General features: G+C 60.3%; 8 protein-coding genes. 7 read left to right on the top strand and 1 reads right to left on the bottom strand.

Going from position 1 to position 13,618, the window contains the following annotated elements:
- Nucleotides 1-116: 116 nt before the first annotated feature.
- The 4 genes from BGLCM_RS00150 (at nt 117) to BGLCM_RS00135 (ending at nt 4,967) form a co-directional block, all read left to right on the top strand.
- Nucleotides 117-1,565, top strand: coding sequence for a Mur ligase family protein (locus BGLCM_RS00150; protein ID WP_044084376.1), 1,449 nt, complete (start codon nt 117-119; stop codon nt 1,563-1,565).
- A gap of 8 nt (nt 1,566-1,573) precedes the next feature.
- The gene (locus BGLCM_RS00145; protein WP_006295494.1) at nt 1,574-2,362 is read left to right on the top strand and encodes a type 1 glutamine amidotransferase; all 789 of its coding nucleotides are present in this window, start codon (nt 1,574-1,576) and stop codon (nt 2,360-2,362) included.
- 191 nt (nt 2,363-2,553) lie between these two features.
- Entirely contained in the window at nt 2,554-2,877 is a 324-nt protein-coding gene (locus BGLCM_RS00140) for a phasin family protein (RefSeq protein ID WP_081450412.1), read from the top strand.
- A gap of 191 nt (nt 2,878-3,068) precedes the next feature.
- Nucleotides 3,069-4,967 carry an ABC1 kinase family protein gene (locus BGLCM_RS00135; protein WP_006295492.1) on the top strand — a complete coding sequence of 633 codons (1,899 nt, stop codon included), beginning with the start codon at nt 3,069-3,071 and terminating at the stop codon, nt 4,965-4,967.
- 144 nt (nt 4,968-5,111) lie between these two features.
- Here the strand turns inward: BGLCM_RS00135 and BGLCM_RS00130 are convergent, their stop codons facing one another.
- Complete coding sequence (locus tag BGLCM_RS00130; protein ID WP_006295491.1) at nt 5,112-6,176, bottom strand: glycerophosphodiester phosphodiesterase family protein; 1,065 nt, start codon at nt 6,174-6,176, stop codon at nt 5,112-5,114.
- A gap of 2,989 nt (nt 6,177-9,165) precedes the next feature.
- Here BGLCM_RS00130 and BGLCM_RS00110 point away from each other — a divergent pair.
- From BGLCM_RS00110 to BGLCM_RS00100, 3 genes are read left to right on the top strand one after another with little or no spacing between them, the layout of a single operon-like run.
- A complete protein-coding gene (locus BGLCM_RS00110; RefSeq protein ID WP_006295484.1) occupies nt 9,166-11,400 on the top strand; it encodes an RNA degradosome polyphosphate kinase in 2,235 nt (744 codons plus the stop codon).
- Nucleotides 11,397-12,581 carry an NUDIX hydrolase gene (locus BGLCM_RS00105; RefSeq protein WP_006295483.1) on the top strand — a complete coding sequence of 395 codons (1,185 nt, stop codon included), beginning with the start codon at nt 11,397-11,399 and terminating at the stop codon, nt 12,579-12,581. The genes BGLCM_RS00110 and BGLCM_RS00105 overlap by 4 nt, the downstream gene beginning before the upstream one ends.
- A 19-nt stretch (nt 12,582-12,600) precedes the next feature.
- Entirely contained in the window at nt 12,601-13,371 is a 771-nt protein-coding gene (locus tag BGLCM_RS00100; protein ID WP_006295482.1) for a hypothetical protein, read from the top strand.
- Nucleotides 13,372-13,618 lie beyond the last annotated feature (247 nt).

Genomic DNA, 13,618 nt, shown 5'->3' with positions numbered 1-13,618 from the left:
CGCAATCCAACGGGCAACCTAACGGGCAATCCGCGCTCGCATCGGCTGCCGACGTCCAGCCAGCCCAGGCAGCTCAGAGCGCCCGGCAGTCATCCCTGCCCGCAGCACCGGCATCGATGCCGCCCTCACCGCGCAGTTGGCACGCGTTCGCCACGCCGGCTATCGGCAAAGCCGTGCGCTGGGCCGCACGTCTGACACGCCATGGCGGTTCGGCGTTCCCAGGCAAAGTCATTGAACGCATCGACCCCGGATTCCTGCGCCGCACATTGAGCCGCCTGCCGTTGGGCGTCGTGCTCGTGTCGGGCACCAATGGCAAGACCACAACGACGCGCATGGTCGCTTCAATGCTGTCTGACATGGGCTTGCATGTGTTCACGAACCCGACGGGCTCGAACTTCACACGCGGCGTTGTCTCGGCATTGCTGAACGAAGTCACACTGTCTGGCGCTTTGGACGCCGACATCGCCGTGCTCGAACTCGATGAAGCCTACGCCGTGCATTTTGTACATCAGATGCAACCGCGTCACGCGCTGCTGCTCAACGTGATGCGCGACCAGCTCGACCGCTTCGGCGAAATCGACAACACGGCGCGTCTGCTCGGCACCGTAGCCCAGGCCACGACGGGTTGTGTCGTGCTCAACCGCGAAGACCCGCGCATCTCAGCACTCGCCGAACTCGTGCCGCAAGGCGTGTCGACCACGTTCTTCGGACTCAATCCCGCGCTACGCCACTATTTCCCGACCGACGACGACATGGCCACGACGTTCGACGCACAATCAGCTGGCGCGCCCGTGACGGTCGACGTTGACACGATTGACTCTGGTTCCTACGCCGACGCAATCGACGCTGACGTCACGCTCGAATCGTTCGGCGTCCAGCATGCCAGCTTCGGACTCGACGGCGCCGTACATGAGACTGACGTGCAGCTTGAGGGCGTCTACAATCTCTACAATGCCGCGGCGGCGCTGGCCGTCGTGCGCGCCGTGCAACGCGACGCGCAGGCCGCGCTGCTCGACCCGGCCACGTTCCGCCGCATGGAACGGCTCGGTTCTGATGGCTTCCATATGCGTCTCACACGTTTCGCTGAAGCTGGAATTGACGCCCAGCTGGACGCGCTCGCAGCCGTCACCCCGGCGTTCGGCCGCGGCGAGCGCATCGAAGTCAACGGCTCCGTTGTCGAGTTGCTGCTCGTCAAGAATCCGATGGGTTTCCGCCTTTCGCTCGCGTCATTCCCGCCCGACGATGCGGCTACGATGATCGTGATCAACGACGAGTACGCCGACGGCCGTGACATGAGTTGGCTGTGGGATGTTGATTTCACAAGCCTGCGTGAGCAGGGTGTCGCCATGGTTTCGGGCGTGCGCGCTTGGGATATGGCGTTGCGTCTTGATTACGACAACGTGCCGCATGCGGCCGTCGATCCCGACATTGATACGGCTCTGCCCAAGTTTTTACAGGACCCGGCGCCCGTCAAGCACATTTATTGCACGTACACGTCCATGTTGGCTGTGCGTTCGCGTCTCGCCGATTTCACGTCCGTGTCCGACGCGGGTGTGGGCAGGTAAGGAGCTTCATGATGATTTCTGATCACGCCACAGATGCCACTTCCCCCTCCGCACGCCCAATCGACGTGCTGTGGTTGTATCCGCGCGACATGAACATTTATGGCGACACGGGCAATGTGCTCACGATTGAGCGCCGCCTTGCGCTTTATGGCTACGAACCGCGCATCCATGCTTACAACCAGAACGATGCTTGGCCTGACCATGTGGACATGGTGCTTGGTGGCGGCGGCCAGGATACGGGCCAGAAGAAGATTGGCGAGGACTTCCAGCGCCGTGCCGACGCGTTGCGTGATTTGGCTGCCAATGATGTGCCAATGCTCGTGATTTGTGGCCTGTACCAGTTGTTTGGCAGCTATTTTGAAACGCAGGATGGCGTGAAAATCGAGGGTATCGGCATCATTGACGCGTATACGGTGGGTCGTGATGTGCGCATGATCGGCAACCTTATGGAAACCTCGGACGACTTTGGCCCGATTGTGGGCTATGAGAACCATTCGGGCCAAACGTTCTTGGGCGAACATGCTCAGCCCTTGGGATTTGTGGAGTCCGACGGCATGGGCAACAACGGGCAGGATCATACCGAAGGTGCGCGCGTGCATAACGTGATCGGCACGTACATGCATGGTTCGTTGCTGCCGAAGAATCCTGTGGTCGCCGACTTCCTGATCCATAAGGCGGCTGAACATCGCTATGGCGCGTTTGAGCCGCAACAGAGCCAAGCCCTGCGTGATGAATTGGTGAGGATCGACGCGGATGCCACGCATGCGCGCGAGGTAGCCATGCAACGGCCGCGCTGAGCGCATGGCGGCCCCACGAGGCCTGGGCGGAAATACAAAAAATCAGTGTACGGACGGCCAGTTGCGTTACCGAAGAAGGCACAGCCCACATTCAGCAAACTTTCGGGCGCGCGAGTGTAGAGTGGAGCCAACGAGCGGCGGCCGAAGGGGCGCCGGTAACCACGGCAATGCCGGGACCTAAGGAGGTCAACATGGCGGATAACAACAACAGCTTCGCGGACGGATTGGGCGAGGGCCTGCGCAAGGTGTTCCTTGCGGGCGTGGGCGCGCTGGCCACGACGGCCGAGAAGGGCAGCGAAATCATCAACGACCTCGTCAAGAAGGGCGAACTGACCGTCAACCAGGGCAAGGCGCTGAACGAGGAACTGGCCCACAAGGCGTCGAAGGAATCCGCGGAAGCCAAGGACCGCGTGCACGCGGCCGGTGAGCAGCTGCACAATGCCGCCACGGGCATTTCGCATGCGGCCAAGAAGGCCGTCAAGGACGCCGAAAAGGATGTGGAAGAAGGCGAGTGAGCCTCTACGGGTCTCGCCTTCGGGCAAACCGAGAAATTGTCATGCCGCGATTCGTCTCGCACGAACCGCGGCATACGCATGCCTGAACGGGTTGCGGGAGTGACCGTGTTGCGGAACTGAAGCGTTGCGTGACTCGAGTGTTGCTGCCTGAACGGGGTGTGTAACTGGAGTGTTGCGGGATTGGAGAAGAGATGAGCACAACAGCGCCTGGCGCGAGTGAGCGCGTGGATGAAGCGAACAACATCGTAGACAGCGCCACAACTGTTGAAGACGCTGATTTCGCTCAAATCGCGAGCGACAATGGTGACGCGGCCAACGGCAGTGGCACGGCCGCTGACCAGCTGACGAACCGCAACGAACTTGATAACGAACCCGGCAACGACGAGGTGCCCGGGCTCAAACAGTTTGAAACGCAGCGTGCGGCCAGCGAAACGATTGGGCTGTTTGGAGCACGGCACAAGAATATTGCAGCTGAATACCATCTGACGCGACGTTCGAAAATCAAGAGACTGCGCCAAATCATGCGCATCGCGATGCAATACGATGCGCTCAAAGGGCTCACGCCCGTCAAGTTGCGGCACATGCTCGAAGCCCTGGGACCCACGTTTGTCAAGGTCGGGCAAGTGCTGTCGATGCGCTCGGAAATCCTGCCGCAAGCGTTCTGCGACGAGCTGGCCAAACTGCGTGCCGACGCCGACCCGATGCCGTATGCCGTGGTCGTCGATACGCTCGAAACCGAATACGGGCGCCGGCTTGACGACGTGTTTGAGTCCGTGGATCCCACGCCGCTGGGGTCGGCGTCGCTCGCGCAAGTGCATCGCGCCAGGCTTGTGACGGGCGAGGATGTGGCCGTCAAAGTGCAGCGGCCGGGCGTGCGAGAAACAATGGCCGAAGATATTTCGCTGATGCGTTCCATAGCCCGTGGCGCCACGCACATCATGCACAATTCGCAAGTCGTGGATTTGCAAGGCGTGATCGAGGAACTCTGGGACACGTTCGATGAAGAAACGAACTTCCTCAACGAGGCGCGTAACCTGTGGGAATTCAAGAAATTTTGCAACCAGTATGCCTACATGGATTGCCCTACGCCGTTCCCCGAGCTGTGCACGGAACATGTGCTCGTGATGGAATACATGACAGGCATTCCGATTGCGCATACGAAGGAGCTCGTGGCCGACGGCTACTCGCTGACCGAAATCGGCACGAAACTCGTTGACAATTATGCGTCGCAAATTTTGGATGTGGGATTCTTCCACGCCGATCCGCATCCGGGCAACATCATGATTCATGGCGGCCAGATCGTGCTGCTTGATTTGGGTATGACAGGCCGGCTTGATGCTCCGACGCGCGCCGCACTCAAACAGATGTTGTTCGCCGTAGCTAAGCAGGATTCGCCGGGATTGGCCGACGCGCTGCTGCGGTTCACACGATCGCAAGCCGATTCCGTGGATTATCCCGAACTGCTGGCCGATCTGGACGGCATCGTGCAACAGTTTGGCACGGTGGATCTTGTGGATTTGGATTTGGCGCAATACATGGGGGCGCTGACCTCGATGGCGCATCGCCATGGCATTGAAATGCCGAGCTCGATCACGACGGTGGGGCGTGCGCTCGTTACGTTGGAAGGACTGTTGACCGAGTTCATTCCGAACGTCAACATGATCCAGATCATTTCCGAACACATTGCATCGGGCACGGGCAAGATCCAGCTCGCCAAAGATGAGATGCGCAATGTGGCGCTCGAAAGCCACACGGCGTTACATGCGGGGCTCAAGGCTGTGAAAGAAGCGCAAACGGCGTTGCATATGCTCACGCGTGGCGATTTGCGCATGAACTTTGAACTCGTGGGGTCGCGTGAGCCGTTGGCTGCGATGAGCGACATGGTCAACCGTCTGACGATGGCGTTGATTGTGGTCGGCTTGTTCGTCGGCTCGTCGATTGTGTACTACGCGGGCATGAAGCCGATTATCTTCGGCATTCCCGTTGTCGGATTCCTCGGGTATCTGGCCGCGTTCGTGCTGTCGGTGTGGATTGTGGTCGACATCTTCATGAAGAACCGGGCACGCAAGCGGGCGCGACGGCGCAAATAATGGCAAGCGTCATACATATCAATGGGGTCGCGGAAATGCTATGCATGCATTCCCGCGACCCCATTGCTATGCCAAGGCGGCGGTCACGGCCTTTGGCGGTCCTATGCGGCCGTCGTGGCTTGCGACGGGCGGCCGCAGCGGCCGTCAGTGCTCGGTGACGACTTCAATCGTTTGCGCTTCAGGCACGAACGCCTCGAAGATCACACGGTCGAAGTAAGGCTCGGCCTGTGCGAGTTCAAGCGGGCTGCGCACAGTCCATGCTACGGTCAGCGCACCCATTTGGCGCACGAGGCGCAAGGCGCCATTGTTGCCGTCTTTCCAGTCATACGCCACAAAATCAGGACGCGACAGCCAATCAAGCGCGAGCATGCCCGCGAGCCACGGCACAGGCCCATTGCCGAGCGACGCGTTTTCCGCGAGCTGGCCGCGGCACACTTGCGGATAATGGTTGCGATACCAGTTCATGGCCACGGGGCTGAACGATTCAACGACGTAAGGGCCCTTGTAGGCCTCAAGCAAATCGGAAGCTTGCTCCATAAGCTCATCGTCTTCCGGATCCCAAGCGCGCACATCACGGAACTTGAACTCCACAATGATCGGTACGCGTCCATTGACGAGCGCCAACACATCCTCAAGCAGCGGCACATGCTGGTAGTAACCCTTCGGAGCTTCGTCAGGAGTAGTGACGAGCGGCGGATTCTCATCGGCCAGCGGCAGCAGCTCAGCCTTGCTTTGGCCAGGCTTGGCACCCGGGAACAACGGGATGCGCACAAGCTCGTCATAGGTCAGATCGCGCACGTTGCGCGGATCGCCCGCCACACGCAGCAAATCGGGATCGTGCAACACCACGACCTTCTTATCGGCCGTCAGCTGCACATCAAGCTCAATGCCATACCCGGCTTCTGCGGCAGCCGCGAACGCAGCCAACGAGTTTTCCGGCGCAATAGCCGTTTCGGCGCTCGCCGAGCCGAATCCCGCACGCTCGGCCATCGTGCGCGCCATCGCCACATAAGCGGCGCTGTCTTCAGCGTGCTGCGGGTCAAGTCCCGAACCCGCGTCATGCAAGCCGCGATGCGCATAACGCACATTGGGCATTGTGGGCACATAGTTGGCGCGCTTGTTGTTGAATGAGCGCGGTGCCAGCGCAAATGCGCTCGCACCTGCAGCTAGCGCGCCGCCGATAAGCAGCTTCTTGATCAGTTTGGCCATGGCTTCCTCCTTGGGTCTGTTGGGCCCGGCGCCGGGGCCGGCGTTTGTTCCGGCATAAGTCCGTTGCCCCTAACCCTACACGCGCAATCCTGTAAGTTTCCTTGAGCCCCACGCCGACCCCCTCAACCCGCCTACCAATACGTCGTTCTCATGCTCCGCAATCCGCCCGCGCCAACCCGCGCGCCACCACCGCCACTTCTTGAGACACCACTTGATGAGCTTGGTTTCACGCGCCACCACCGCCACACCACTCCATCCCATCCCCACACCACCTCCATACGACTCCCACGCTACCTCCATACGACTCCCATCCCATCCCCACACCATCTCCATACGACTCCCACGCCACCTCTACACCACCTCCGCACCACTCCCGCCATCCCCCACACCACTCCCACCCGCGAATTCTGCATCTCGCCTGACCAGTCCGGTCAGCGAACATGCGGTTTGGTGCCAGGAACTGTATCTCTCCTGACCGGTCCGGTCAGCAAACATGCATTTTGACATTGAAAACTGCATCTCGCCTGACCAGTCTGGTACGGGAACATGCATTTTGGCGGTGGAAACTGCGTCCTTCCTGACCAGTCCGGTCAGCGAACATGCGCTTTGGTGCCAGGAACTGTATCTCTCCTGACCGGTCCGATCAGCAAACATGCATTTTGACGTTGAAAACTGCATCTTTCCTGACCAGGCTGGTACGGAAACATGCGGTTGGTGGCAGAAACTGCATCTCTACTTACCAGTCTGGTATGTAAACATGCGTTTTGGCGACAGAACCCGCATTTTTCCTGACCGGCCTGATACGGAAACATGCGTTTGTTCGTGAATTCGTGATCTTTCCGTGCGGGCCTGCTGTAGTGACGCAGCACGTGACGCGGAGATGTGTCGTTTTGTACCGCGGTGGTACGTCCGCGCCACACTCGCCAGCATATTCTGCATCTCTCCTGACCAGCCTGGTCAGTAAATATGCGATTTGATGACGGGAACTGTATCTCTCCTGACCAGTCTGGTCAGTAGAGAGGCGTTTTGGCGGCAGAAATTGCGTCTTTCCTGGCCAGCTTGGTCAGTAAAGATACGGTTTGATGGCGGAAACTGCGTCTTTCCTGACCGGCCTGGTCAGTAAACATGCATTTTGACGTTGGAAACTGCATTTTTCCGTACCGGCTTGGTAAGGAAAGATGCATTTTTGGTATGAAAGTTTGGGCGATTGGGAAGAGGGGAATTGGAGGTGGAATGGAGAGTGCGTGAGAGTGACGCTTTGACGCCTAGGGGTCAAATATTGAGGGGGCGATGATGGGTTGGAAGAGAGGGTGATGGATGCGCTGGAAGGAATGATGGATGCGCTGGAGGGAAGTGGAGTGTATGAAACTCTGACGCCTAGGGGTCAGAGCTTCGAAGAGGCGGGGAATAGAAGGGATGGTGGTGGGGAAAGGGATATTAGTGGGAAGACGAATGGTTGGGGAGGAACATGTGAGAGTGACACTCTGACACCCAGGGGTCAGAGACCCATTGCTGCAAGACCGGACGGTTGACCGCGGTGACACTCCGACACCTAGGGGTCAGAGTGGTTAAGCACGCCATGCCCAAGTCGATTGCGGGTGACACTCTGACATCTAGGGGTCAGAAGCTGTGGGGCAGGATGTAAGGGCTGATGGTGTGAGGGTGGATGGTGGGGAGATAGAAGGAGATTGGCGGTGAGGAGATGGATGGCGGGAAGGGGCGTGTGTACGTGACTCTTTGACGCTTAGGGGTCATAGTTGGGGATGAGGAGGTAGGTGGAGGAAGAGGGAAATGTGTGGCTAAAGGGGTGGGGAGGATTGAAGAAAAATTGAGGTGTAATGGGATGGGGGTTGAGGAAAAATTAGACGCTAATATGTAAAAAAAGAGACCCGCCGAGGCGGGTCTCCTGCAAGTTCAACTCCAGCAGAATCTCTGCACAACACCATCGTTGTAACGGTAAGTCCTTCCAATACCCGCTCAACGTAATAATCTTTCTGACCATATACTTTTGTGGGTCTGCTGTTCAGTTGTCCTTGTAGCTCCTAATTATGCTCAGCATTTTGTGGGATGCAACCTCGGCGCCGAGGTTTTTGCGAGATGTTCGATATTTGTTGCATGTGTCCATTTGGGAGGTCAAGCTCACACAGTTTCGTGAAGTTTGGTGAGGTTTCGACGGCGATTTGTTCAAATGAACAGAAATAGCGATAATCTTCGGCGTGTTGTTCGCTACCTGAAGCAACGCTGTGCATAAAAGGAGAGAACGTCGCATTAGGGGGTGTCGGAGGAGGCGAGAGCCGGATGGGGCGAGCGTTGTGTGAAGGGCGTCTGGCGGATCGGAAGCGGCGCCGACTGAATGGGGCGGGTGTTGGGCGGGACGGTAAAAAGAGGCGAGGAAGGGACAAAGGGGCAGAGAAAGTGAGGCTGGGGGATGGGAGAAACGGGATGGGGGCGGGCGCCTGGCGGATCGGAAAAGGTGACGGCTGGATCGGGCGGCCGTTGGGAGGGAAGGTGAAGAGGATGAGAAGGGACGGTTGGGCGGCAAGAAAGGGACGACCGAAGGGAGTCGGGGACCAGGACGGGAGAAAGGAATGAGGAGCAGGGTGGGAGACGAGTGGCGGCGGATTGGAAGAGGCGGCGACTGGATGGGGTGGTCGCCTCGTGAGGGGCAAGGCGGAGTCGATTGAAGGAGGCGGTTGAAGGGGAAAAAGCTGTGCGCAGGGCGAGTGAAATGCAGGAGGGTGTCTGTTGAGTAGAGGTGGAAAGCAGGATGAGAGGTGTGCGGGGTACGAAAGGGGATTTGCCGAGTGGGGTGGGGGCGCATTCGGGCCGGACGGAAGTTGTGTGGGGAAGGAAGAGAGAGTGAGAAGGGGGTGGGGAGAGAGGTAGAAGGGGGTGGGGAGGGATTTTCAGGGAACTTTAACGAAACTTTCACGCGCCCTAACGCACAAAAGCCGTGCACACGATACATTCATCCCCTAGAGTGGTGGGTATGACACAGATTTTTGACGCACCTTCAAAGGCGATTCTGCGCAGCCAGATTGCGGAACACATCGCCGAAACCGATAACAATGACCGGCGCGAAACGCACGACGGGGAGCAGCCGCTGCCCGCGGACCGCTTCTTCGACCGCGAGCTCAGCTGGCTCAAATTCAACAAACGCGTGCTGGAACTGGCGCAAGATGAAGACATCCCCGTCATCGAACGCGCAAGTTTCGCCGCGATTTTCGCGAACAACTTGGATGAATTCTTCATGGTCCGTGTGGCCGGACTCAAGCGCCGTATCGACTCGGGTATCGCCGTGCCGTCGGCCTCGGGCCTGAGCCCGCGCCAACAGATGCGCGCCATCTCCGACCAGGCCCACCGTCTGCAAGATGAACATGCCCACTATGTGGCCGAGCATATTCTGCCGGACCTGGCCAAAGAGCAGATCGTGCTGCTGAGCTGGGACAAGCTGACCGTGGCCGAACAGGAACGCCTGAGCCGGTACTACCGCCAGCAAGTGTTCCCCGTGCTCACACCGCTGGCCGTGGACCCGGCCCACCCGTTCCCCTATATTTCGGGCCACTCGATCAACCTGGCCGTGATTGTGGAGAACCCGACGAGCGGCAAGTCGCATTTCGCAAGGGTCAAGATTCCCGACAACCTCAACCGTCTCGTGCCCGTCGACGACATGACCGAGGACGACGCGTCAGAAGTGCGCTACGGGTTCATCACGATGGAAAACCTGATCATCGCGCACCTGGAATCGCTGTTCCCAGGCATGATCATCAAAGAAGCGCGCTCGTTCCGCGTCACCCGAAACGAAGACATCGACGTCGAAGAGGACGATGCCGAGAACCTGCTCAACGCAATCGAGAAAGAGCTGCTGCGTCGCCGTTTCGGACCCCCGATCCGTCTGGAGATCAGCGATCAGATGTCGCCGTTCCTTTCGCAACTGCTCGCCGACCAGCTGGGCGTGACGGCCGACGAAGTCTACCGCCTGCCCACGCCGCTCGACGCGACTGTGCTGTTCGAACTCGGCGCCATCGACCGTCCCGACCTGAAGTTCCGTCCGTTCGTGCCAACAACGAACCGGCAGATTGCTGAAGTCGAGTCGAGCCGTGCGCAAGATATTTTCGCGGCCATCCGCGAGCATGACGTGCTGCTGCACCACCCGTACGACTCGTTCTCGACGTCGGTGCAGGCGTTCCTGGCGCAAGCCGCGGCCGATCCCAAGGTGTTGGCCATCAAGCAGACGTTGTACCGAACCTCGAGCAACTCGCCGATCATTGACGCGCTGATTGACGCGGCCCACGCGGGCAAGCAGGTGCTCGCGCTCGTGGAACTCAAGGCGCGTTTCGACGAGGACGCGAACATTGCTTGGGCACGCAAGCTCGAGCGTGCAGGCGTGCACGTGGTCTACGGCATCGTGGGACTCAAGACGCACTGCAAACTCTCGCTCGTCGTGCGTCAGGAAGCTGACGGACTCAAGCGTTACTGCCACGTGGGCACGGGTAATTACAACCCCAAGACCGCGCGAATTTACACGGATCTGGGGCTGCTCACGTGCGATCCGGTCGTCGGCCAGGATATGGCGCGCCTGTTCAACCAGCTGTCGGGTTACGCACCCAAGTCGAGTTTCCACCGTCTGCTCGTGGCGCCGCGCAACGTGCGTGCGGGACTGATCCAGCGCATCCAGCGTGAGGAAGAGGCGGCCAAGGCCGGCAAGGAAGCGTGGATCAAGATCAAAGTCAACTCGATTGTTGACGAGAAGACGATTGACGCGCTGTATCGCGCGAGCCAGGCCGGCGTCAAGATTGACATTGTGGAACGTGGCATTTGCGCACTCAAGCCGGGTGTTCCGGGCTTGAGTGACAACATCCGCGTGCGTTCGATCCTGGGCCGCTTCCTCGAGCACAGCCGTATTTACGCGTTCGCGAACTCGGCGGGTCCGCAGATTGGCGAGGGCCCGATTTCCGGACCCGAAGTGTGGATTGGCTCGGCTGATTTGATGCACCGCAACCTTGACCGTCGTGTGGAAGCGCTTGTGCGCATCACCGAACCCGAGCAGGTCAAGGAACTCATTGACTACGTGGACTTGCAGATGGCTGATTCCACGATGTCATGGCATATGGAGTCGGACGGCACGTATGTGCGCCACTCCAAGGATGACGACGGTCGTCCGCTCGTGGACAGCCAGGAGTATCTGATCCGCAAGCATTCACGGAAGAAGCGTACGGCATGAGTGGAACTGCGTCGGTGCAAGCTGCCGGAGGCATCGTGTGGAGGTTGCGTGCGGGAGCTGCGGGTGCTGGTGCGGGCGGCGCTGCGGGTGCTGGTGCGGGCGGCGCTGCGGGTGGCGCGGGTTCGGCGGCCGTTGCCAGTGCCACACCCGCTGCCGGTTCACCCGGCGTCGGTGACGTGGAAGTCTGCCTCGTGCACCGCCCGAAGTATGACGACTGGAGCTGGCCCAAAGGCAAGCTTGATGCCAACGAATCGCACCGTCACGCCGCAGTGCGCGAGATCGGTGAGGAGACGGGCTGCCATGTGGCGCTCGGACCGTACTTGACCGACGTGGAATACCCGGTCTGCAACGAGGGCAAGCGCACGCGCAAGACACGCTGCTCCAATTCGTCGCACCAGATCAAGCAGGTGTCGTACTGGATGGCTTCCACACTGGACCGCACGCAGGCCGAGCGCATGTCGGAAGCGTTCGGGCCCGTGCATCGGGCCGACATTGGCGAGATTGACGAGGTGGCTTGGATGCCCGTCGAGCAGGCGCGCAAGACGTTGACGCATTCGACCGACCGCGATGTGCTGGCCGTGTTCGTCGACCGGCTTGAGGAGGGCGCGGCCCAAGCGGCCACGCTGCTGCTCGTGCGGCATGCCAAAGCCGAGTCCCGCAAATCGTGGGACGGTACGGAAGCTTCGCGCCCGATCACGCCCAAAGGTTCGGCGGCCGCGTACGCGCTCGATCGTGAACTGGCCTGTTACAATCCGACCGTGCTGTTCACGAGCCCGTGGCGCCGCTGCGTGCAGACCGTGCGCATGCTGGCTTGGCAGACGGGCTTTACTCCGGAAGGCATCGACGAGTTGACTGAGGATGCGTTCGCCGACTCGCCTGACGAGTCGTGGCGCGCGTTCCGCGGCGTTATCGATGGGATGTGGGAGCATGCTGGTTCCACACTCATTTGCATGCATCGGCCCGTCATTGGCGGCATGTTTGACCGCATGCGCGATTTGTGCGTGCGCAAGTCGCTGGCCAAACAGCTGATCGCCAAATCTCCGTACATGCCCACGGGCAGTGCGCTGGCCTTGACTTTCGTGCCGGGTGCGAGCGCCGGTGCCGGGTCGGGCACGAGCGCGCGGGGGCCGCAAGGGCCGCGCATCATTGATATTCAGAAAGTGCAACCTATTGTCTACTAGTTCGTCTGCCAGCCGTTCCATGCGCTCGTCTGGCCGCTCCGGGTCCGCTTCGATCATTTCCACCACTGCCGGGTTCACGCACGCGGGTTCTCCGCGGCCCACGCGCCCCGGCCAGCTGGCTCCGGGTTTGATTGAAGGCATCGCCGGCGGCGTTGACCCTGAGCAGGTCAGTGAGATCGCCCATGCCACCGCATGGGCGCTGCTCAGCCATGTGCATGAGACCGACGATCCGCAGGTTGTGAGCCGCACGCTCACGCTCGTGGACCATGAGGGCATTGACTTGATCGCCGAGTTGTGGAGCCATGCCGAGCCCGACTCGTTGCCCGGCGTGCTGTGGCGCTTGTATTGCTTGCGTACGTGGATGGTTCGTCAGCGCGCTTCTTTGGCGCGCCTGTGGCGGCTGGGCGAGCCCGTGGCCACGAGCGCGTCGGCGATTGCGGGCGTGGACGACGCGCCGGACGCCGACGGCATCGTGCGCACGGCCGATTCGATCCTTGCGGGCGCGTTCACTGGCGATTTTCCGTTGGCGCTCGACCGTGCGGCCACGTTCATTGAAGTCGTGTCGCTGGGTTTGCGCGTGCAAGCCCGTCGGCTGACTGCTGCGGCGGATGGCCGGGATGGGCATGACGGGCGCGATGAGCGTGATGATCATGCCGGTCGCGATGGTCACTACGCTGGGCAGCAGCGCACGCAGGCCGCGCGTCTGCTGCACACGGCCGCGAACTTGGGGTCGACGGCGCATGACTTGCGTACGGGGGCGAGGTTGTATCGTCGGGGACGGCTGGAGTAGGCAGGCTTGCGGGTTGCGGGACGCTGCGGGACGCGGGTGGCGGCGGGCTGCGGGCTGCGGGCTGCGGGCTGCCGACGCCCGGCTGCAGGGTCCGGCTGCAGGGCCCGCACGATTGTGAAGAAGCCGTGCGAGATTGCTTGGCGTTCGGCCAAGTATGGTGTGCCGCCCGCCTGCACTCATGTATAGTGGAGTCCGCGTCGGGCCGTGCATAGCCCCGGGCTCCATTTTTTGCCGCTGCGAGCGGCCT

Source organism: Bifidobacterium gallicum DSM 20093 = LMG 11596, from assembly GCF_000741205.1.
In the GTDB taxonomy this organism is placed as follows: domain Bacteria; phylum Actinomycetota; class Actinomycetes; order Actinomycetales; family Bifidobacteriaceae; genus Bifidobacterium; species Bifidobacterium gallicum.
The sequence above is the reverse complement of the archived record's forward strand: the minus strand, read 5'-3'. Positions and strand labels throughout refer to the sequence as shown.